The sequence below is a fragment of the Methanobrevibacter sp. genome (assembly GCF_045644645.1).
Lineage (GTDB): Archaea > Methanobacteriota > Methanobacteria > Methanobacteriales > Methanobacteriaceae > Methanocatella.
In genome coordinates, this window is record NZ_JAZRHE010000088.1 from 1 (window position 1) to 21,649 (window position 21,649).

At 37.7% G+C, this 21,649-nt stretch carries 18 protein-coding genes and 2 pseudogenes; 15 read left to right on the forward strand and 5 right to left on the reverse strand.

The genetic code is table 11. From position 1 onward, the window contains the following. Positions 1-287: 287 nt before the first annotated feature. The 6 genes from ACKI4K_RS05050 (at position 288) to ACKI4K_RS05075 (ending at position 3,345) form a co-directional block, all read left to right on the forward strand. Positions 288-995 (forward strand): DUF2162 domain-containing protein, encoded by a 708-nt coding sequence (locus ACKI4K_RS05050; RefSeq protein ID WP_407422906.1) that lies wholly within the window; start codon positions 288-290, stop codon positions 993-995. A 13-nt stretch (positions 996-1,008) separates the two neighbouring features. After that, positions 1,009-1,650, forward strand: coding sequence for a MotA/TolQ/ExbB proton channel family protein (locus ACKI4K_RS05055; RefSeq protein WP_407422908.1), 642 nt, complete (start codon positions 1,009-1,011; stop codon positions 1,648-1,650). Between the two features lie 10 nt (positions 1,651-1,660). After that, on the forward strand, positions 1,661-1,984 hold the full coding sequence (locus tag ACKI4K_RS05060) for a DUF2149 domain-containing protein (protein ID WP_407422909.1): 324 nt from the start codon (positions 1,661-1,663) through the stop codon (positions 1,982-1,984). 115 nt (positions 1,985-2,099) lie between these two features. Further along, positions 2,100-2,534: a hypothetical protein gene (locus ACKI4K_RS05065; protein WP_407422911.1), complete on the forward strand. Its 435-nt coding sequence runs from the start codon at positions 2,100-2,102 to the stop codon at positions 2,532-2,534. Then, entirely contained in the window at positions 2,535-2,957 is a 423-nt protein-coding gene (locus tag ACKI4K_RS05070) for a hypothetical protein (protein ID WP_407422913.1), read from the forward strand. Positions 2,958-3,027: 70 nt separating this feature from the next. Further along, complete coding sequence (locus ACKI4K_RS05075; RefSeq protein WP_407422915.1) at positions 3,028-3,345, forward strand: transcription factor S; 318 nt, start codon at positions 3,028-3,030, stop codon at positions 3,343-3,345. Positions 3,346-3,513: 168 nt separating this feature from the next. Here ACKI4K_RS05075 and ACKI4K_RS05080 read toward each other — a convergent pair whose 3' ends face one another. Next, the gene (locus ACKI4K_RS05080; RefSeq protein WP_407422917.1) at positions 3,514-4,902 is read right to left on the reverse strand and encodes a peptide MFS transporter; all 1,389 of its coding nucleotides are present in this window, start codon (positions 4,900-4,902) and stop codon (positions 3,514-3,516) included. Positions 4,903-5,883: 981 nt separating this feature from the next. On the opposite strand from ACKI4K_RS05080, the gene ACKI4K_RS05085 reads away from it, so the two are divergent. Next, positions 5,884-10,569 (forward strand): Ig-like domain-containing protein, encoded by a 4,686-nt coding sequence (locus ACKI4K_RS05085; protein ID WP_407422919.1) that lies wholly within the window; start codon positions 5,884-5,886, stop codon positions 10,567-10,569. A 337-nt stretch (positions 10,570-10,906) separates the two neighbouring features. Here the strand turns inward: ACKI4K_RS05085 and ACKI4K_RS05090 are convergent. Beyond that, a pseudogene (locus tag ACKI4K_RS05090) lies at positions 10,907-12,255 on the reverse strand (alanine/glycine:cation symporter family protein). Between the two features lie 168 nt (positions 12,256-12,423). Here ACKI4K_RS05090 and ACKI4K_RS05095 point away from each other — a divergent pair. Together ACKI4K_RS05095 and ACKI4K_RS05100 are read left to right on the forward strand one after the other, a co-directional pair. Further along, positions 12,424-13,980, forward strand: coding sequence for a ClC family H(+)/Cl(-) exchange transporter (locus ACKI4K_RS05095; protein ID WP_407422921.1), 1,557 nt, complete (start codon positions 12,424-12,426; stop codon positions 13,978-13,980). Beyond that, the gene (locus ACKI4K_RS05100; RefSeq protein WP_407422923.1) at positions 13,981-14,481 is read left to right on the forward strand and encodes a nitroreductase family protein; all 501 of its coding nucleotides are present in this window, start codon (positions 13,981-13,983) and stop codon (positions 14,479-14,481) included. On the opposite strand, the gene ACKI4K_RS05105 is transcribed toward ACKI4K_RS05100, so the two are convergent. From ACKI4K_RS05105 to ACKI4K_RS05115, 3 genes are read right to left on the reverse strand one after another with little or no spacing between them, the layout of a single operon-like run. Further along, positions 14,478-14,768: a hypothetical protein gene (locus ACKI4K_RS05105; RefSeq protein WP_407422925.1), complete on the reverse strand. Its 291-nt coding sequence runs from the start codon at positions 14,766-14,768 to the stop codon at positions 14,478-14,480. The genes ACKI4K_RS05100 and ACKI4K_RS05105 overlap by 4 nt on opposite strands. Then, positions 14,743-14,919 carry a hypothetical protein gene (locus ACKI4K_RS05110; protein ID WP_407422927.1) on the reverse strand — a complete coding sequence of 59 codons (177 nt, stop codon included), beginning with the start codon at positions 14,917-14,919 and terminating at the stop codon, positions 14,743-14,745. The genes ACKI4K_RS05105 and ACKI4K_RS05110 overlap by 26 nt, the downstream gene beginning before the upstream one ends. Then, positions 14,906-15,226 carry a hypothetical protein gene (locus ACKI4K_RS05115; protein ID WP_407422929.1) on the reverse strand — a complete coding sequence of 107 codons (321 nt, stop codon included), beginning with the start codon at positions 15,224-15,226 and terminating at the stop codon, positions 14,906-14,908. The genes ACKI4K_RS05110 and ACKI4K_RS05115 overlap by 14 nt, the downstream gene beginning before the upstream one ends. Before the next feature lie 489 nt (positions 15,227-15,715). Between ACKI4K_RS05115 and mch the strand changes: the two genes are divergently transcribed. The 6 genes and pseudogenes from mch to bsh all read left to right on the forward strand — a co-directional run bounded on the left by mch (position 15,716) and on the right by bsh (position 21,475). Beyond that, positions 15,716-16,687, forward strand: coding sequence for a methenyltetrahydromethanopterin cyclohydrolase (mch, locus tag ACKI4K_RS05120; protein WP_407422931.1), 972 nt, complete (start codon positions 15,716-15,718; stop codon positions 16,685-16,687). A gap of 158 nt (positions 16,688-16,845) precedes the next feature. Continuing rightward, positions 16,846-17,676, forward strand: a complete 831-nt coding sequence (locus ACKI4K_RS05125) for a DUF4013 domain-containing protein (protein WP_407422933.1) — start codon at positions 16,846-16,848, stop codon at positions 17,674-17,676. Between the two features lie 117 nt (positions 17,677-17,793). Beyond that, a complete protein-coding gene (gene rbr / locus ACKI4K_RS05130; protein WP_407422935.1) occupies positions 17,794-18,339 on the forward strand; it encodes a rubrerythrin in 546 nt (181 codons plus the stop codon). A gap of 96 nt (positions 18,340-18,435) precedes the next feature. Further along, positions 18,436-18,981, forward strand: a pseudogene (rbr, locus tag ACKI4K_RS05135) (rubrerythrin). Between the two features lie 91 nt (positions 18,982-19,072). After that, positions 19,073-20,482 (forward strand): nicotinate phosphoribosyltransferase, encoded by a 1,410-nt coding sequence (locus ACKI4K_RS05140; protein WP_407422937.1) that lies wholly within the window; start codon positions 19,073-19,075, stop codon positions 20,480-20,482. A 9-nt stretch (positions 20,483-20,491) separates the two neighbouring features. Further along, on the forward strand, positions 20,492-21,475 hold the full coding sequence (gene bsh, locus ACKI4K_RS05145; RefSeq protein ID WP_407422939.1) for a choloylglycine hydrolase: 984 nt from the start codon (positions 20,492-20,494) through the stop codon (positions 21,473-21,475). Positions 21,476-21,649: the final 174 nt, after the last annotated feature.

The window sequence follows — 21,649 nt, forward strand, 5'->3', positions numbered from 1 at the left end:
GTGAAATATTTTTTTTCTTTTTTTTTCAATATTCAATGGGATAACACTGATTTTAATTCGAATTTTGATATTTAACATCTGTTTTTTTGGTTTAATCAATTGAAATTGATTTTAAAATTTACTTTATGTTATATTATCCAAAATGGAAAGATATTTAATTATTGGGATATAAAATTATTATTGATGTTAACTTGATACACATCGAAATTCAATAACTATTTATATAATACATTGGAGTAATATTTAATTGGTAATGATTAAATTTAAATTGATAAGGGGAATTTAATATGGATATGATGAGTGTTTTATGGCAAGTTGGTATTTTTGCATCCGTCATGGTTTTCGGTATTAAAATCGGACTTGCAACCGGATTGGCCAATTTGTCAAAGAAATTGTTTGCTGTAATATGCATATTATACGGAGGCGGAGTGGTTGTAATATCTGCAATTGCTTCATTATATGCCGAACAGTTGGTTCAGGCCATTTACAGCTATAATACAATTTTTTATATCATAATGGCTTCAATCATGATCATTGCAGGTTTGGTTACCATAAGGGAGTGGAAAATACATGACAAGAATACCTCCACTGCAACTTCTCTGGCCATCATCGCTCCTTGTCCATGCTGTTTTGGTTCGATTATTGCAAGCGTTCTGGTAGTGGCTCCAACCATTGGCGTTAGTTCACTTAACTTGAGCTGGTATGCGGCCGCCGCTTTAGTCGGCGTCATGATTGTAACTTATTTTGCATCAAATACTATAATAAGGTTTATCAAAAAGCCATACCCTGTCGTATTGGGCAATTTCATGCTGCTTTTAGGTGCATACTTCCTGCTTTCAGCAATAGTGATACCGAACATCGCAGGAGTTTTATCAAAAACCTCAACTCCTATAACAATCGCTTCCCCTCAAGATATCCTCATGATAATTGTGGCATTCGCCATCCTGATTGTTGGGGGAGTCGTCATTAGCAAAAGAGGTAATATTTTAGAATAATTAGGTGAAAAATATGGCTTTAAACATTCCTGGCGGAGAGTTTTTGACAGGTTCTCTTGATGTAATCTCACAAAGTTTAACCATTCCGGTATTGGTTATTCTGCTCATAATCGTTATCATTTCCATCATTGCATTGGGTGGCTTGATTGCGGAGTATACATCAAGACGCAAGGTTCCTGTTGGAACAATCAGAGATTTGATTTATGAAATTAATGCGGCAGGTTCTGTTGAAGAGTTGAAGGACATTATTTCAAATGCAAAAATCCCGAAATCACAAAGGAAAGTTTTGATGGAAATCGCATCATCTCAGGATTTGGGAAAGACTTCAAGAGAAGCCCTGGCCCGTAAATTGTTCGAATTTGAAGAAGAAAAGACAATGGATAAATTACAGAAAACTGACATTATCACCCGTATTGGACCAACACTCGGTTTGATGGGTACCTTAATCCCGATGGGACCTGGTCTTGCGGCTTTGGGTGCCGGCGATATCAATACCTTGGCCAGCTCACTGACCGTTGCCTTCAACACAACCATTGTTGGAATCGGTTCAGGTGCTTTATGTTATGTCATCGGAAAAATAAGGTCAGGATGGTATGACCGTTATTTATCTGATTTGGATGCATTGATTGATTCAGTTTTAGATTATATGGCTTGATAGTGATTTTATGGTAAGGAAAGGCGGTAGACGAAGGTCAAGAAGAGTTGAAGAAGACCCGATGGCAGGTACATCCAACCTTGTAGATGCAATGCTTGTTATCGCTGTCGGATTTCTTGTTTTTGTTATCATAAGCTGGAATATGCAGGCAATGATAGACCCAAATGCTTCAATTCATGATCAGATGCAACAAAAGGAAACGACTGAAGTTGACCAGGGCCAGCAGTTGAATGAAACTCCTGACACCTCAAATTCAACAGGTCAGGGATATACTGAGATGGGTAAGGTTTACAAAGACCCTGCAACGGGCAAGCTGATTATGGTGGAAGGATAGTCCTTTCACATTCAAACTTTTTTTTAATCAATTTTTATATACTATTAAATCAAAATATATTAGTGTAGAATAGATTCTTTCAGTGTTTTTCATTGGAACATGATTTGGTGATTTGATGGTTAGAAAAAATTTCCTGAGGGTAATACTGCTTAATTTTGCATCCGCTTTGATAATTGCGGGGGTAGGATGCTATTTTTTAGCTACATTTCAGCTTAATGAAGTTTTATACATTGGAAATCTATTTGGATTATACTTTTTAACCGTTTATGGAATGGAGATTCTCATTGATGCAAGGGAAATAGACAACAATGCACAGAGATTCATGTATCTGCTGATTTTCATAATGGTGTTTGATGTCATATTCATGGCGGTAATGCCGCTGATATTCGGTCATGACGGATTCAATGCAGCCGATTCATTAACATTCGTGTTCAACGGCGCACAATTCGATTTCATCTTGAGCACACTATTTTATCTGACGGTTTTTGCATTGATCATGATACTCTTCAATGTAATTCTCTATAGACAGGAACTTGGATTGGGTGAATAGATGGGAATTGCCGATTTTTTAAGATATACAATTTTAGCGTTCATTGCATCCATCCTAATCACGCTGCTGCTCTATATCGGTTTGGATTCATTGAAGATTAAAGACCTGATATATCTTTCGGCATTGTTCGGAATGTATGTGTTTGCGGCATACGGCGTCAATCTCTTAATAGACAATGAAATCGTTCCAAACAACTATTCCCGATTTGTTTTGGCAATTATTTTCATTGCAATTTATAGTGTTGTCTTTATCTATTTGATTCCGCAATGTTTCGGTCCCGATTCGATTTCTCATTCACACGCCTTGGCAAGCTGGGGATATTTCGGCATCGGATCTGAAATAGTTCTGAATAAGGAGTTTTACCTGACCATATTCGGCGTGTTTGTTTTAATCGTTAATTATCTGGACTATCGGAAAGGATAGTTCAACCGAATATTTTATTTACCTGATTGATTATATTGATAGTTATTGATTTTTAGTGGTGTTTTATAACATGGAATTCTGTCCTAAATGTGGTGCGATGCTAATGCCTGAAGACGGCAAGGTTGAATGTAGATGTGGCTTTCAAAAGTCATTGAGTTTCGAGGATATCGAGGATCAGTATATGATGGAAGGGGAAACAATGCCTGAAAAGAAGGTAATCGAAATCGATGACGATAGCATATTGTTGCCCACAACAAAAATAACCTGCTACAAGTGCGGCGGGACAAAGGGATACTGGTGGACTGTGCAAACAAGATCGGCCGATGAGGCACCAACCAACTTCATCCGCTGTGCAAAATGCGGAAACACATGGAGAAGTTCTAACTAGAACATAGGCTTCCCTATATACGCAACAAGCTAATTGGATAAAAAATTTATTAATGACAATAAGCATAGTGATGGGATTAATGGTTGAAGCATTAAAATAATTAATTATAATAATTGTTTACCATCTTCCCAATTAAAAACATGATAATTATCAATGCCATCACGTTCTTTACAATATCCCCTCTGACATTCGAATCATTCTTCTTCTAAAGATCATCCAGATTCCACCGGCAACGAATCCCAGCATCGCAAAGATTATGAAATATTCCTGAAGACTTACAATCGGAATGATATTGAACAGCATTGTTGAAGTGTCATTCGGAAATGCGGACGCACATGCACCTGCAATCACTGAGGCGATGCTGAAGGTGACGTAATATACTCCTATCATGGAAGAGACATACTTTTCAGGAGTCAATTTTGTTATTGCACTTAAGGTAACTGGCATTGTGAGCATTTCAGAATTGACCAGACAGAAGTTGAACATGAACACCCAATACATGCTCAGTTTCATGCCGCTTCCAACAGTGCCCATTGCTATGAAAAGAACGGAATATGCCGCTCCCAAAAGCAGCAGGCCGACGCCGATTTTAGTGATTGATGAAATCTCCCTTGAATTGAATATCCTTAGGTAGACTGGAGTCAGGAATATTATGAACAGGGGATTCAGGGACAGGTAAAATGAAGGAGCCACTTCCTGGTTTATGAACGGAATGACATTGTTCACATTGCTTTCGGCGAAAAGTATTATTGAAGTGTAGACCTGCTGGCAGAACAACTGGAAAACAAAGGCCGAAATAAGTATTGCAATGATTACCTTGAATCTGTCAATCTCGGCTTTGCTTAATTTGCCTGTGTCCTCTGCAGCGGCTGCCTGAGTCTTGAATCTTGGCTCGACCCCAAGCGGCTCGCCATCAGGTGAGCGGAAAAACCTTTTTCCAGCCATTGCAAATACCAGAAGTCCGAGGAATATCGCTGCAAAACCTATGAGAAATCCGTACTGATACAGTTCGGGATGATGCACTCCGACAACGGAATTTATTAACAGGGGAGCTATGAGCCCTCCGACATTGATGAAGAGATAGAAGATTGAAAATGCCGAATCGATAAGCTTTGATTCCCCTTCATTGTAAAATTGGTCCATGAAAGAGGCGATATTGACCTTAAAGAAGCTGACACCAACTGCCATCACGGCCACACCCGCCAAAAAGACAATTTCAGGATAAGTGAAGAGAAGAATTGCATGTTCGTGGACACCTGCTGAAAGGGCAAACAGGCTGGCATCATATGAAAAAATCAGCTGCGCAATGACGATAAGTGAAATTCCGAAAATAATTGCTTTTCTGTTGCCCAGATATCTGTCGCATACATATCCTCCGACCATCTGGAGAACATATGTCGAACCGAAGGCTATGCCGAAAAGGCTGGTGGAAAACGAATCCGTAAAATGCAGCACGTCAATCATATACATTACCAGCAGCCCGGCAAAAATGTAATAGCTCATGCTTTCCAGCATTGCAGTTGACGATAATAAATATATTCCCTTCGGATGACCCATCTCAATCACCTTTATTGATTTATATATGGTCATGATATTATTTAAATATGATTTCAAAAATTGTAGGTCAAGCCCCTATAACAACATTTTCGACCGCAAGATATTATTTGCATCTTCAACTGCAAAAAAGTGATTTAAAAAAATGGGAGAGCCGGCTCCTACTTCAAATAGAATATCTTTTTGACATACTTGATCTTAGAAACCAACAATACCTTAATTTAAGACAATGCAAATGCTGCTGTAAACACCATAATATGATAAACTATTGGTATTTGCATAGCGAACTGTGAATAAGGATATATTACTTGCAGAATTAATTCTAAGAAGAAAACATGAATCATATAAATTCCAAATACAGAAGCGGACAGCCCTTTAAGTTTCGGATTAGTATTCTCCCTATTTTTGGAAATAGCTAAAACAAAAACGAAAACAGCAGTTGAATATAAAGTATTGGTAATTCAGGTAATACTCATATATGATGAAAATCCTTTCGAGGGTTTCCATTCAAAACCCCGACATATCATTTGATTCGCTTTCACAACATGATTTCAGTCAGTGAGTAAATAATTTAAATCATTCATATCTTTGAGGATTTTCCTCAAATTTTTTATTTTTTTAATAAATTAAATATTATATATGCAAGCGTTTTGGAAAGTTATTTTTTTTGAATGACTACAGGCCGAGGTTAATGTTAAGAAGTTCAAATTGAATTGTTTTGAATTCGGATTGCGATTCTAATCTTTTCTCTTTTTTTAATGTTCATTTTTTTCATTTTTTTTTAACTCAATATTAATTTTGTAATGTTTATTTTACAATAATTGTTAAGTTCATTATTTATTTTTTTATTTACTCGTTTAATTCATTTAATATTGGAACAGGGTGTTTTTTTAAATTCTGATGCTTGTTGTTATCCCTAAGTATTAATAGGCATGTTTAACATAAATATCAATCAATCAAAGACTTTAAAATGGAGGATAAAAATTGTTTAAGAAAAAATTTGTTATACTGGCAATATTTCTTGTAAGTCTGATGGCTGTTTCTGCAGTCAGCGCAGCAGACAATGCTACAGGTGATGTTGTGGGTGTCGAAGGAATAGCTGACGAAGCGGTCGGTGTTGGAAATGATGAAGAAATTTTAGAAGTAAATAATTTGGGAACTTTCATAGATTTGGCTAATGAAATAGCTAATGCCGATATTGAATTGAATTTAAATAGAAATTATACATATTGTGATGATGATTCTGATTATAAAAATGGAATCATCATTAATAAAAGCATTGTAATTAATGGAAATGGATATGCAATTAATGGAAACGATCAAGCAAGAGCGTTTGAAATTACATCATCTAATGTAATTTTTAACAATATTAATTTTGTGAATTGTAGATCTAGTGGCAACGGGGGTGCGATTAGCGGTAACTGTTCTGCTGTGAATTGTACTTTTGTTAATAATTCTGCTAGTTATGGTGGTGCTATGTATGATTGTTCTGCTGTGAATTGTACTTTTATTGGTAATTCTGCACGTCATGGTGCTGCCATGTATAATAGTTTTCTTTATGATGGTTCTGCTGTGAATTGTATTTTTGTTAATAATTCTGCTAGTTATGGTGGTGCGATTAGTGGAGGTAATCATGGTTCTGCTGTGAATTGTACTTTTATTGGTAATTCAGCTGGTGAGTTTGGTGGTGCTATGTATATGTATCAGGGTTCTGCTGTGAATTGTACTTTTGTTAATAATTCTGCAGGTAGTGGTGGTGCTATGTATGGTGGTTCTACTGTGAATTGTACTTTTGTTAGTAATTCCGCTCGTGGTGCTGGTGGCGCTATGAGGGATGGTTCTGCTGTGAATTGTACTTTTGTTAATAATTCTGCATATAATGGTGGTGCTGTGAGTGGTGGTTCTGCTGTGAATTGTACTTTTATTGGTAATTCTGCTGGTGAATTTGGTGGTGCTATGTATATTGGTTCTGCTGTGAATTGTACTTTTGTTAATAATTCTGCATATAATGGTGGTGCTGTGAGTGGTGGTTCTGCTGTAAATTGTACTTTTGTTAATAATTCTGCAAGTTCCGGAGGTGCTACATATAATACGGCTGCGGATACTTGTAATTTTGTTTATAATGTTGCAATAATGTATGGGGGAGCAATGTATAATGGTACAGCTATTAATTCTAATTTTAAAAGAAATCATGCAAATCAGGATGGTGGTGCGATTTATGATACTTTAGTTGGAAATTCTTTATTTGAATATAATTCCGCAATAAATGGGGGAGCAATGTGTCTTGGAAGAGTTACTAATTGTACTTTTAATTATAATAATGCTACTTGTTATGGCGGAGCAGTATACAATTCTAAAGTATCAACTAGTTCTAGATTTAGCAATAATTATGCACCTAACGGAAATGATACTTATAATGTAACTTGGTTAAACGCAAAATCATTTGTGGATTTAAATAAATTAATAAATAACAATACTCAAAGAGATATATTTTTAGATACTAATTATACTTTTGATTTGTTATATGACTCTAGTTTTATTGATGGTATTGTTGTTAATCGTACTGTGACTATTCATGGTGAGGGTTATACAATTGATGGTTATAACACTGCCGGCATTTTCAACTTATATTGTATGGAAGATGAAGGTGATGTACTATTCTATGATATTGTTTTTGTAAATGGTTATACTATTGAATCTAGTGGTGTTATTAAAGGTAAGTGCACAGTCGTGAATTGTACTTTTGTTAATAATTCTGCTAGTGATGGTGGTGCTATGTATGGTGGTTCTGCTGTGAATTGTAGTTTTATAAATTGTTCTGCTTTAGGTCACTTTAATGAAGATTATGAAGCATATGAGTTTGGTTTTGGTGGTGCTATGTATGGTGGTTCTGCTGTGAATTGTACTTTTGTTAATAATTCTGCATATAATGGTGGCGCTATGTATGGTGGTTCTGCTGTGAATTGTACTTTTGTTAATAATTCCGCTCGTGGTGATGGTGGTGCTGTGAGTGGTGGTTCTGCTGTGAATTGTACTTTTGTTAATAATTCTGCATATAATGGTGGCGCTATGAGGGACGGTTCTGCTGTGAATTGTACTTTTGTTAATAATTCCGCTCGTGGTGATGGTGGTGCTATGTATGGTGGTTCTGCTGTGAATTGTACTTTTGTTAATAATTCTGCATATGATGGTGGTGCTGTGAGTGGTGGTTCTGCTGTGAATTGTACTTTTGTTAGTAATTCCGCTCGTGGTGATGGTGGTGCTATGTATGGTGGTTCTGCTGTGAATTGTACTTTTGTTAATAATTTTGCATATAATGGTGGTGCTGTGAGTGGTGGTTCTGCTGTGAATTGTACATTTAATTATAATAAAGCTGGTCTGAATGGTGGTGCTATGTATGATAGTTCTGTTGTGAATTGTACTTTTGTTAATAATTCTGCTGGTGAGCGCGGCGGCGCTGTTTATTATTGTTATAAGTATTATAAAAGTATTGATAATTCATGTTTTATAAATTGTTCTGCGATAGATGGCGGTGCGATTTATATTGATAATAATTCTCATGATATTTGGGTTATCAACTCTAGATTTGTGAATTGTCATGCTGAAGAGTGTGGTGGCGGAATTTACTTTTCAAAAAATTGTGGTTTAATTAATTCAACTTTTGAAGGTTGTGTTGCAAATAATGGTTCTGATTGGTATAGTACATATCCTCTTTTGGAAAAAATACAGACATCTATTAGTTCTAATGGTGTATATTGTACATATGGTAGTGATGAGAAATTAGTTGCAACCTTAAAAGATCGTCTTAATAATCTTTTAGTTGGGGAGCAAATTTCTATTTTATTGGATAATGTGGAATATACATTAAAAACCGATTCCAATGGGAAAGTTTCACTTGCTATTCCAACTGATTTGATTCCAAATGAATATCTGGCCACTATCTCTTATGCTGGAAATGCTGAACATGGCCCTTCAAATAATACAGTCAAAGTTACTATAACTAAAATTAGTACTTGGTTAACAATTCCTGATGTGGTTGTTCCATATAATACCTCTGGTAAGGTTGTTGCCACTCTAACAGATTTTATCAACGGCAATCCTATCGTTGGTGTTAAAGTCAAACTGGTTTTAGGTGATATTAAAAAGACTGTCAGGACTGATGCTAACGGCAGTATTTCTGTATCAACTAAGAATTTGGCCATAGGCGATTACATTGCTTCTGCTTCATTTGCAGAAAATAAAATATATTTCGGTTCAAGTGCTGCTGCTAAGGTATTGGTAAAAGCTCAAACTGTATTAACTGCTTCAGACGTTGTTGTTATTTGCAATAGCAGTTATAAGTATTATGTTTATTTAAAAGATATGGAAGGTAATGCCATTAGTGGTGTTAAAGTCAATTTGGTTTTAGGCACTATCAATAAGACAGTTAAAACTGACAGTAAGGGTAGGATTTCTGCATCAACTAAGAATTTGGCCATAGGAGATTACACTGCTTTTATTTCAACTGAAGGTAATGAAATATATGCTCCATCAAGCACTACAGCTAATGTAATGGTGAGGGATAAAGCCGTATTGGATGCTAATGATATGGTTACTGATTATAATAGCAGTTCCAGGTTCTATGCTTCTTTAAAAGATGCTGATGGCAATCCAATCGCTGGCGTCAAAGTCAATTTGGTTTTAGGCACTATTAACAAGACAGTCAAGACTGATGCTAAGGGTAGAATTTCCGCATCCACCAAGAATTTGGATGTAGGTAATTACACTGCTGTAATCACATTTGCTGGTAACAATCTTTATGATTCTTCAAAAACCACTGCCAATGTATTTGTGAAACATATTTCTGTTTTATCTGCTGAAGATGTTGTTGCTACTTATAATGTCGGTTCCAGATTGTATGCTACTTTAACTGATGTGGATGGTAATCCTATTGTTGGTGTTAAGGTCAATCTGGTCTTAGGCGATATCAATAAGAATGTTAGGACTGATGCTAAAGGAAGAGTTTCCGCTAGTACTAAGAATTTGGATGTAGGTAATTACACTGCTGTAATCACATTTGCTGGTGACAATATTTATGGTCGTTCAAAAACTACTGCTAACGTTTTGGTAAAAACTGGAACCTCATTGACAGCTAATGATGTTGTTGCTGAGTATAACGTTAGTTCCAGATTATATGCGACATTAAAAGATACAAATGATAATATCATCACAGGCGGTAAAGTCAATGTTGTATTGGGCAGCATTAACAAAACAGTTAAGACAGACACTAAGGGAAGAATTTCTGTTTCCACTTTGTCTTTAGCTCCAGGCAAATATACTGCAAAGATTTCCTATGGAGGTAACGATGCCTATTCTAAATCAAGCACAACTGCAAAAGTAACAGTAAATAAGATCCCTACCACTTTGACAGCAAAAGATATTGTTGCAGACCAGGGTGCCAACACCAGGTTCTATGTCACTTTGAAGGATGCTGACGGCAATCCGCTTGCTGGCGTTAAAGTCCATCTGGTCTTAGGTGATATTGACAAGACCGTTAAGACAGATGCCAGCGGCAGGATTTCAGCATCCCTTAAGAATCTTGCTGCGGGCAGTTACACTGCGGCAATCTCATGTGCCGGCACAGAAATATATGGTGCTTCAAGCACAACTGCCAGTGTGGTAATACGTTGATCAGGCAGTAAAAAACGGTGATTTTTTAGATTTAAAAGGAGATTATTTTTTTCTCCTTATCCTTTTTTTATATTTTTTCGGTTTGATGGTGATGGTCGTAGATTAAAAAGTTTAATAATTTTCACAGTTGAATTAACCGTATCATCTGCTTAATGAATGCCACATAATTTGATAGTTTCTAATCATGAACCTTATTAAATTCATCCTTTCTTGCATATTATCATATCACTAGCATGACGCATCTACTTTTCAAAACGTGATGTTATTTCCAACTAGAATATTTGTAAAAAAAGGGTCATGGAAAATGATTGCTCATTTCCAGAAATCCAATTCATCTTCACCAAATCCGACGGAGCTTGCCTTGAAAGCAGGATTTTTCCCCAACTTTTTTTTGCTCTTCGTAATCTTTTAGGCAATCAATGGCGATTTTACTTAAAATCACACAAACGGGCAGGTTGATGAGAGTCATGCCTCCCATGGTAATGTCTGCAATTGCCTAGGCAGCATCCATTGGAATTATGGCGCCTATGAATATTACTGCGGAAGCTAATACGTAGAATATGTGCATGAATCTTTGTGAAGGTTTATTTTTCTTATTTAAAAATATTAGGGCATTGTCTACATAATAGAGGTTTCCAATCAAAGTTGTAAATGCGAAAAGCACCATTGCAACAGTGATAAACACTGGGCCTGCAGTGCCGAATACCGTTTGAATGGAGTTCTGCACATATGGGGCACCTGCAACGATTGCATTTCGTGCCACTCCTGTGGATAGGCACATTAATGCAGTGGCTGTACATAGAAGCAATGTGTCGATGTAGACGGATAATGTTTGCACCAGTCCCTCTTTGCTGGATGTGACACGTTTGCAGAAGCCGAGGCGTTTGGTGCAGATCCCACACCCGCTTCATTTGAAAATAGTCCTCTTTTGATTCCGTACACCATACATGAGCCGGCAACGCCGCCGAAGATTGATTGGAAATTAAAGGCATCCTGGAATATCTGGTAAAACATTGCAGGAATGTTTTGATAATTCATTAGGATTATTATTAAGGCCACGACGATATAGGAAATTCCCATGAAGGGCACGACAGTACCGGTTATCTTGATGATTCTTTTTCCGCCACCAAGAAGGCAGTATGCTGTTGTGATGGCTAGAAGGGCACCTATGATGAGGGGAGTTGAATTCGGATTATAAAATGAATAGTCAATGAATGTTGACTGAAGGTTGTATGAGCACAGCAGGTTGAATCCCATAGCATAGGTCATGATTAGGAATATGCAGAATACAATTGCCAATTTAGGTCTGTTCAGGCCCTGTTCGATATAGTATGCAGGGCCGCCATAGGAGCTGCCTTCATGGTCTTTCCTTTTATAGATCTGGGCTAGCGTGCTTTCAATGAATGCTGAGGATGCCCCGATGATACACATCAGCCACATCCAAAAGCAGGCACCGGGACCTCCAAGACAGATTGCTGTGGACACGCCTACGATATTGCCTGTCCCCACCCGTGAAGTGGTGGATACGAGCATTGCCTGAAGGGAAGACACTGAATTTTCATCATCCGGCGGTTCAAGAATAATTCTGAGAGATTCGCCAAACAGTCTAATCTGTACTCCCCGTGTCTTGCCGGTAAAGTATAGTCCGGCTATTGCCATGACAATGATGAGGATGGGAAAGTACATTACAGAATCGACTTGATACAATATGTTGAATATATTCAGCTGATGTCCCTCCTTCAAATGTTGTATGATATTTTTGTAGTTTTAGCTAATTATATTTAACACCAGCGGTCGAAAAAATATCAGAGATTTTGTAAATGATTTATATGATTTGGAACAAATTATTTAGTAATGAAATCTCTTGAAAAAACATTGAGGTCTGTGGTTGAAAACCCCAAATATATTTTCCGCCTGACAGTTCAGGGAGTTATGGTAGGGATATTTGCCGGATTGATGGTATGCTTATACAGATACCTGCTTTACGGCTCAGAACATGTTTTAAGAGAGTATTTGAGTGTAATACATGGGAATGTATTCTACATTATCCTATTTTTCATTGCCCTGGCCATCATGGGTCTTTTGGTGGACTGGCTAACCAAATGGGAAGCCGATTCTGCCGGAAGCGGAATACCTCAGATATATGCTGAGGTGAAAGGCCATATGGAAGCGAATTGGGCAAAGGTTTTGTTTTCCAAAATTGCTGCCGGCGTTTTAACCGCTTTGGGCGGGCTGTCATTAGGTCCTGAAGGTCCGTCAGTTCAGATTGGAGGTATGGCAGGAAAGGGTGTTTCACGATTGTTCAAGGGATCCAAAACCGATGAGTTGAGATTGATTCTTGTCGGGTCTGCCGTAGGTATTACGGCTGCATTCAACGCACCATTGGCCGGTGTGATATTTGTCTTTGAAGAGATAAACCATGGATTCGACAAGACTTTGGTATTCATCGCTTTGGTGTCAGCTATCGTATCGGATTTCATATCAAAGGCGATATTTGGCCAATCCACGGCACTTACATTTCCAATTTACAACATCCCTCTTGAATCCTATTGGATTTTGATTGTCTTAGGTTTATTGATTGGCCTTTTAGGTTACATTTACAATATGGGAATGATAAAATCATCCGATTTTGTTTCCAATTTGAAGATTCCTTCATGGCTTAAATTTGTGTTGGTGTTTATGGTTTCCGGTGTGGTTGCGCTTCTGATTCCGGAAATAAGCGATGGCGGACACTTTATGATGGACATGTTGGATGTGGCCATTCCTTCTTTAGGTGTGTTGGTGTTATTGCTGGTTTTGAAATACCTCTTTTCAATGTTTTCATTCTCATCAGGCGCACCTGGTGGCATATTTCTGCCTATTTTGGTATTGGGTGCCTATATCGGTGCAGTATTTGGAAGCGTTGTCGTTCCGGCATTCGGATTCGAGCATGATTTGATTTACAAGTTCATTGTCATTTCAATGGCAGGATTTTTTGCCGCAACCGTCCGCTCCCCGATTACAGGTGTTGTCCTTCTGGCCGAGATGAGCGGTTCGACAGAGTCGCTGGTGGCCATGATAATCGTGTCCCTGATAGCCTATGTGGTTCCGACACTTTTGGGCAATGAACCGATTTATGAATCATTGTATGACAGGTTGTTATTGACTAAAAACAGGGAATTTGTCAAAAAACCGTCCAAGCATGTCCTGTCTGAGTATGTTGTTCCTCTGGACTGCAACTACATAAACTTCAAAATCAAGGACATTCCCTTTCCAAAAAATGCGATTGTAGTGTCCGTAATCAGGAACGGCAAGTATGTGATTCCGAGTGAGGATTTCCAAATCAGATACAGCGATCAGGTGAACATCCTGACTGATGTGAATGACTATCCGTTTGTTAGAGAGGAGATTGAGGAGCTGTTTGGTGGTTAGATGAGTGTTGTTTTCAAAAGGCGCAGCGTACGCAAGTTTAAGGATGAAAAGGTTCCGGATGAACTGATTGAAAAACTCCTGAAGGCAGGAATGCAGGCACCTTCCTCGTGCAATTCCCAGCCATGGGAGTTCATTGTCGTATCAGAAAGTGAAGATAAAAAGGCAATTTCCCGGATGCACAGGTTTGCAAAGCCTGCAGCCGGGGCATCCCATTTGATTGTTACATTGGGGAATTTGAATGAGGCGAAGGTTATTCGCATGATCGAGCAGGACTTGGGAGCCTGCAACGAAAACATTCTGCTTCAGGCAACCCATGAAGGGCTAGGTGCAGTTTGGTTGGGTTTTCATCCGATTGAAGACAGGACCTTGAAGCTGAAGGAATATCTTAACATTCCAGACCATTGCATTCCGTTTTCCGTAATCTGTGTCGGCTGGCCCGAAGGTGAAGGTGAAGTTAAGCTTAGATATGATGAGTCCAAGGTTCATTATGACAGGTTTTAATTTAATTCTAATTCCATAAATGGTTTAATAATTTCTTCTGCAATCTGAAATGCGGAATTGATGCTTGTAAAATCCCATTTGTTGTAGTTGGCTGAATATTTTTTTGGAACTTTCAGTTTGTAGTCTGATTGATTCCTTAGTTTCTTTAGACGAATCAACTTACGATAGATTATTTCGTTGAATTCACTATCAAATGGACCATGAAACCTGATATATTTGGCTAGTCTTGTATGTTCTCCTTTAGGCCATGATTGGTAATTACTAAACTTTTTTAGCCATTCCCGCAAAAAAAAGAAATACTGAATAGTATATTCTCACGTATATTGTTCGATTAATTGAAGAATTTGTTGATTCTAAATCCTTTTTGATAATGTTTAATTCATAGGCAAGATTATAGAATTCTTCAGCTTCGATATTTTCAAAATCATTTTCTTTCATTGTAACCACCATCTATGAGTAATAGAATGTCTATATCCAAATCCTCATTATATTCTATGCCTGTTAGGGAGCAGAATTCCTTAATGTCCCTTAAAATTTTCAAATACAGATCATCTTCTTGTTTAATAGTCAAATCTGCAGCATATCTTATATAATATTGAACTCGGGGGTTTCCCTCTTCATCGAAATTATCCTGAAAACAAGTGGTCAGGCAGGGATATTTTGGCATGATTTCTGTTTTAATGAATCGGTATATTGATTTGTATGGTTCCGGGTTGTGAATTATTAATTCATCAAAGTTTTGCAAGATATTTTCACCACCTTATTCTGTTGATTGAACATTGATTTTCAATCTATTTTAATATTTCGCAAGTGTGCTGGGTCATATTTGTGATAATATGTATTTGTTATTTTCTATTTTAAATTTACTTTATTTTTAACATCAATTTTTCATTTTTGAAGCAATTTTATGATATTAATTCAATATTATAACTCCTGGTTTAGCTTTTTATCCATATCATTTTAAAGATGTTTTATATTAATGGAGGCAATTTTAATGAACCGGAGGATATTTGCAATATTGTTTGTTTAGGTGTTCCGCCTGTTGCATCGGGGGTTGGCTGCTATTATGGCAATATTCGTGCCATTAGGGTGAAAAAACAGTTAGTTGGATGTTAATATTCTGCAATTTTTTTCTTTTTTCAGATTCATTTAGACACTTTTAAATAATAATAACAATAAACTTTTATTTAATAACTTAATTCATTTTAAGTTAATATTTTATAGAGGTTAAACTATGGTAAGTGTAAACGTAGAAGCTAAAAAAACCGTAGATGTAATGATTGAAAAAGCGGATGAATTAAACATCGCTGTTGCAACTTTAGATAATGGTGCTACTGTCATTGACTGTGGTGTAAATGTGGATGGAAGCTTTAAGGCAGGAGAACTTTATACTAAAGTCTGTCTTGGCGGACTTGCAGATGTGGGAATTTCAATTCCTGGAGATTTGTCTGAAAAATTCGCTCTTCCTTCAGTAAAAATCAAAACTGACGCACCTTCCATTTCAACCTTGGGTTCCCAAAAGGCAGGATGGTCCGTTTCAGTTGGTGATTTCTTTGCATTAGGCTCAGGACCTGCAAGAGCAATCGCTTTAAAACCTGCAGAAACCTATGAAGAAATTGGATATGAGGACAAGGATGCGGATTTGGCTATCCTGACTTTGGAAGCTGATGTATTGCCTGGTGAGGAAGTTGCACAATATATTGCCGATGAATGTGATGTTGATGTCAAAGATGTCTACCTTCTTGTAGCTCCTACTTCTTCTCTCGTTGGATCCATTCAAATTTCCGGAAGGGTAGTTGAAAACGGAACTTACAAAATGTTGGAGTTCATCAAATTTGATGTGACCAAAGTAAAGCATGCTGCAGGTATTGCCCCAATCGCACCTGTTGATCCGGATGGACTTAAGGCTATGGGTAAAACCAACGATGCAGTACTCTTTGGTGGAAGAACTTACTACTATGTTGAATCTGAAGAAGGTGATGACATTGCTGATGTGGCAGCCCAGTTACCGTCTTCCGCTGCTGATGGATATGGCAAACCGTTCTTCGACGTATTTAAGGAAGCCGGATTTGACTTCTACCAAATCGACAAGGGAATGTTTGCTCCTGCAGAAGTTGTAATCAATGATTTAACCACCGGTAAAATTTATAAGGAAGGATTTGTTAACGCAGACTTGCTTAAAAAATCCTTCGGTGTGGATGAATAATTTCATTCATCTTCTTTTCTTTTCTTTTTTTGCAATTTTTATCTTACATTTCCATTATTACTTTAAAACTGATTTTTTAATAACATTAATATATCAGGACATCAATAAATATCAATAACTCATAATGGAGTGATTTTTTTAAATAAAATGGTGATAACATGGAAATAATGGAAATTATTAAAGAGGGTATGATATTCCCTTCAAACGATTTTGCAAAACTTGCAATATTCATTGTATTTACAGTTGTTGCAGTGTTATTGGCGGCTGTCGGATTTGTATTAATCGCAGTAGGAATAGCTGACTCAGCTATCTGGCTTATTTTGGGCATTATTGTATTGATTGCAGCCCTAATTTTAGGATTTATAATCATAGGATATCAGGTAAGTATTATAAAGTCCGGAATAGACCATACCGAAAGGGCACCGGAATTTGTCTGGAAAGAAAACATGATAATAGGTGTCAAGTATCTGATTGTTAATATTGTTTACTATATAATTCCGGCAATCATTGTCTTGATTATTGCATGGGCTACAAACTTATTCGGAATGGCTCAGACAATGTTCATCAAAATGATGAACGCATCAATGGCCGCTCCGGCCAATACAACAGTTGTATTTGAAAATGTTGTTCCACAATCCTTAATCATAAGTTTCGGAACTACCTTAGCTATTGTAATGATTATTGCATTTGTACTGTTCGTAATCTTTGCATTCATTGAAACTATGGGTCAGTCAAGACTTGCCAACACCGGAAGCCTTGGGGATGCTTTAAACATTCCTGAAGCATTTAAAGATATTGGAAGAATAGGTTATGGAAAAGTAATTGCAGTTATAATTTTAATATTTGTAATAATGGCAGTTATTAATGCTGTAATATCCGGATTAAATAGTTATATTAATGGATTTGGTATTCTTTCCATTATAGTAACTCCATACTTGATTTTCTTCTCTTCAAGAGCAACCGGATTACTTTACTCAGATATAGCTTAATTTTTTAAGCTATTTTTTTTCTTTTTTTTTCGATATGCAAAAAATTTCATAGAAATTCGTTTAAAAAACTTTTTATTCAATGATAATTATAATAATTAATATCGGAGTTGTATTATTATGTCTGATTTAAAAGGTACAAAAACTGAAGAAAATTTAAAAGCGGCATTTGCCGGTGAATCACAAGCACATACCAAATACCAATACTTTGCAGCAAAAGCAAAAGAAGAAGGCTATGTTCAAATCCATGACATTTTCATGGAAACTTCCAAAAATGAAAGGGAACATGCTAAAATCTGGTTTAAATTCTTACACGATGAGGAAATTCCAGACACAATAGCCAACCTCAATGCAGCTGCAGATGGTGAAAACGAAGAATGGACTTCCATGTATAAGGAATTTGCAGAAACTGCAAAGGAAGAAGGATTTCCTAAATTAGCATTCCTATTTGAAAAAGTAGGTGCTATCGAAAAAGAACATGAAGAAAGATACAGAACCTTGCTTGCAAATGTTGAAGCAGAATCTGTATTCAAAAAGGAAGAGGAAATTGAATGGAAATGTGAAAACTGCGGATTCATTTTCAAAGGTCCTCAAGCACCTGAAATGTGTCCGGTTTGTGGAGTGCCAAAAGCACACTTTGAAGAAAGAGCTCAAAATTACAAATAATTTTACTCTTTTATTTTCTTTTTTTTTAGTTACCGGCCAATCACCAAATCTTTATATACTAATTTATTAAATACTATTTTTTAGGAGATGATAAAAATGGCAGATTTAAAAGGAACCAAAACAGAACAGAATCTAATGACTGCACTTGCAGGCGAATCCCAGGCACGTGTAAAATATGAATTCTATGCTTCCCAGGCCAAAAAGGATGGTTATGTGGAAATCAAGGACATTTTCCAGGAATCATCAGACAATGAAAAGGAGCATGCCAAAATATGGTTTAAATTATTGCACGGCGGCAAAGTGCCTGACACCGAAACCAACCTTGCCGATGCGGCTGCAGGAGAACATGAGGAATGGACTTCAATGTATAAGAACTTCGCAGCTGAAGCACGTGAAGAAGGATTGGATGACATTGCTGAGTTGTTTGATTTGGCTGCAGCTACCGAAAAGGCTCATGAAGAAAGGTACAATGCTTTATCCGACAAGATCAAAGCAGGCAAGGTCTTCAAGAAAGATGAAGAAATTGCATGGTAATGCAATAACTGCGGATACATCCATTATGGAAGCGATGCTCCTGAAGTATGTCCGTTATGCGATCACCCGCAGGCACACTTCAGAAAAAAGGATGAAAGCTACATATAAATCCTTTTTTTCTTTTTTTATTATTTTTTCTTGTTCTGTCAGTAAACTATATATTTTATTAACAACATATTAACATCTTATAAGTGATATTATGATAGAGAACAACATTTGTCTTTTGACTGATAGCTATAAGGTAACCCATCACTATTTCTACCCGAAGGGAACAGAAAAGATCTATTCCTATCTTGAAAGTAGGGTGGGCGCTGAATTCAACAAGACCATCTTTTATGGACTGCAATACGTCATCAAAAAGTATCTGGAAGGTCAAGTTGTAACACAAGAGAAAATAGACGAAGCGGACAAGCTGATTTCCACACATATTGGCGAGGGAATATTCAACAGGGATGGCTGGCAATACATTTTGGATAAGTATGACGGCAGGCTTCCAATTGAAATTAAGGCAGTTCACGAGGGAACCCCTGTGGATGTAAGCAATGTGCTGATGACAGTTGAAAACACAGACAAAAAATCATACTGGCTTCCGAACTATCTGGAATCATTGCTTTTGCAGGTATGGTATCCTTCAACCGTTGCAACACTCTCTGCGGAGGTAAGGAAGCTTTCAAACTTCTATCTTGAGGTGACAGGTTCTTCCAAGGACAATCTCGATTTTATGCTCCACGATTTCGGATACAGGGGTGCAACCTCAACAGAGTCATCCATGCTTGCCGGCTCAGCACACCTGCTCAGCTTTTCAGGAACCGACACAATCCCTGCACTTGCCATTCCTCAAAACTACTACAACAATCCAAACGTTTATGGATTTTCCGTTCAGGCAACAGAGCACAGCGTCATGACATCACTTGGTCCGGAAGGTGAGTTTGAACAGGTTTTAAATGTCATCGACAAGGCAAGGGATGGTGTATTGTCAATGGTTATCGATTCATACAACTACAGAAACTTCCTCACTGAAGCCGGCAAAAGCGGCACAGAGCTCAACGATGCCATCATGAGCTTTCTCGACGTTGAAGGAAACAAGGTTGTCTTCAGGCCCGACAGCGGAGAGCCGGTGTCAACCACCATTGACTGTCTTAATCTGCTCTCAGATGGCTTCGGAAGCCACCCAAACCAGAAAGGCTATAAGGTATTTGACCTCAACATCGGCCTTCTGTGGGGTGACGGCCTTGACTATCAGAAAATCAGGGACATCCTCTTTGCAATGAAATCCAACGGATGGGCAGCCGAAAACATCATATTCGGTATGGGCGGCGGACTCCACAGCACAGTAAACCGCGACACTCAAAGAAATGCATTCAAATGTTCCGCACAGCTTAGGGATGGCCAATGGCATGACATTTTCAAGAATCCGCTTGACTCAAGCAAAAAGTCAAAAATCGGTAAGTTTAAGTTAATCAAAGATAAACATTCATTTAGGACAGTGCCTATCGACAGCGAAGGTGAAGACTATCTCAGGTGCGTATTCAAAAACGGAGAACTGTTGGTTGAGGACAAGTTCAGCGATATCAAGAACAGGGCACTGAATTACTCAAATTACTTATGAGGTGAAGACATGTGTACTGCAAGCAATTACATAACCGAAAACCATTACTTCGGCCGCAACTTTGACTATGAGATTTCATACAATGAAAGGGTGACAGTCACACCTAGAAACTATGAGTTCAAGTTCAGGAAAATAGATGACATCAAAACACATTATGCAATCATCGGAATAGCTGCAGGGGTCGACGGCTATCCTCTGTACTATGATGCATGCAATGAGAAAGGTCTTGCCATAGCAGGTCTGAACTTTGCCGGAAATGCGGTCTATCAGGATGACGTTAAGGATGATATGATAAACATAACCCCGTTCGAGCTGATTCCATATCTTTTGGGATGCGCCGAAAGCGTGGCCGAGGCAAGAAATCTTCTTGAAAAGATCAATCTCGTCAACATAGACTTTGCAGACGAGCTGCCTTTGTCCCCGCTGCACTGGATGCTTTCAGACAACACAGGCGAAGCGATTGTAGTCGAGCCAATGGCCGACGGGCTTAAAGTCTATGACAATCCTGTGGGAGTTTTAACTAACAATCCTCCTTTCGACAAGCAATTGTTCTCGCTGAACAACTACAGAAGCCTCTCAGTCAAAAATCCGGAAGACACATTCTCAAGGTCATTCGATCTGGATGAGTATTCAAGGGGCATGGGTGCCATCGGACTGCCGGGTGATTTGTCATCTTCATCAAGATTTGCAAAAGTTGCATTTACACGTGCAAATTCATACTCACATGTAGATGAAGCCAGTAGTGTTAGCCAGTTTTTCCACATTTTGCAATCTGTCGAACAGCAGAATGGATGTACCTTCATATCAGACCCCGACCTTTATGAATACACAATCTATTCTTCATGCTACAATACCCATAAGGGACTTCTCTACTACAGGACATATAGCAATTCACAGATTACCTGCGTGGACCTGAACAGGGAGAATCTTGACGGTGAAGAATTGATTGACTATACATTAGTCACTGAGGAGCAGGTGAACTTCGTCAATTAGGTTCACTTTTTTCTTTTTTTCATTTCAATTTTTTATAACGATGTTTATATAATAAGGCTTTGTAGAAATCCTCATTTTTATTGAATTTGAGTTGATCGATAGATGTTGTAGATTGTATTTTTGAGTTTTGTTTCTTTATTTGATAATTGTAGGCTTCTGCTTCGGTTTGTTTCG

Excerpts from the sequence above, each read along its gene's own strand:
- ACKI4K_RS05050 (WP_407422906.1), top strand. The coding sequence starts at position 288 with ATGGATATGATGAGTGTTTTATGGCAAGTTGGTATTTTTGCATCCGTC.
- ACKI4K_RS05055 (WP_407422908.1), top strand. The coding sequence starts at position 1,009 with ATGGCTTTAAACATTCCTGGCGGAGAGTTTTTGACAGGTTCTCTTGAT.
- ACKI4K_RS05060 (WP_407422909.1), top strand. The coding sequence starts at position 1,661 with ATGGTAAGGAAAGGCGGTAGACGAAGGTCAAGAAGAGTTGAAGAAGAC.
- ACKI4K_RS05065 (WP_407422911.1), top strand. The coding sequence starts at position 2,100 with ATGGTTAGAAAAAATTTCCTGAGGGTAATACTGCTTAATTTTGCATCC.
- ACKI4K_RS05070 (WP_407422913.1), top strand. The coding sequence starts at position 2,535 with ATGGGAATTGCCGATTTTTTAAGATATACAATTTTAGCGTTCATTGCA.
- ACKI4K_RS05075 (WP_407422915.1), top strand. The coding sequence starts at position 3,028 with ATGGAATTCTGTCCTAAATGTGGTGCGATGCTAATGCCTGAAGACGGC.
- ACKI4K_RS05080 (WP_407422917.1), bottom strand. The coding sequence starts at position 4,902 with ATGGGTCATCCGAAGGGAATATATTTATTATCGTCAACTGCAATGCTG.
- ACKI4K_RS05095 (WP_407422921.1), top strand. The coding sequence starts at position 12,424 with ATGAAATCTCTTGAAAAAACATTGAGGTCTGTGGTTGAAAACCCCAAA.
- ACKI4K_RS05100 (WP_407422923.1), top strand. The coding sequence starts at position 13,981 with ATGAGTGTTGTTTTCAAAAGGCGCAGCGTACGCAAGTTTAAGGATGAA.
- ACKI4K_RS05110 (WP_407422927.1), bottom strand. The coding sequence starts at position 14,919 with ATGAAAGAAAATGATTTTGAAAATATCGAAGCTGAAGAATTCTATAAT.
- mch (WP_407422931.1), top strand. The coding sequence starts at position 15,716 with ATGGTAAGTGTAAACGTAGAAGCTAAAAAAACCGTAGATGTAATGATT.
- ACKI4K_RS05125 (WP_407422933.1), top strand. The coding sequence starts at position 16,846 with ATGGAAATAATGGAAATTATTAAAGAGGGTATGATATTCCCTTCAAAC.
- rbr (WP_407422935.1), top strand. The coding sequence starts at position 17,794 with ATGTCTGATTTAAAAGGTACAAAAACTGAAGAAAATTTAAAAGCGGCA.
- ACKI4K_RS05140 (WP_407422937.1), top strand. The coding sequence starts at position 19,073 with ATGATAGAGAACAACATTTGTCTTTTGACTGATAGCTATAAGGTAACC.
- bsh (WP_407422939.1), top strand. The coding sequence starts at position 20,492 with ATGTGTACTGCAAGCAATTACATAACCGAAAACCATTACTTCGGCCGC.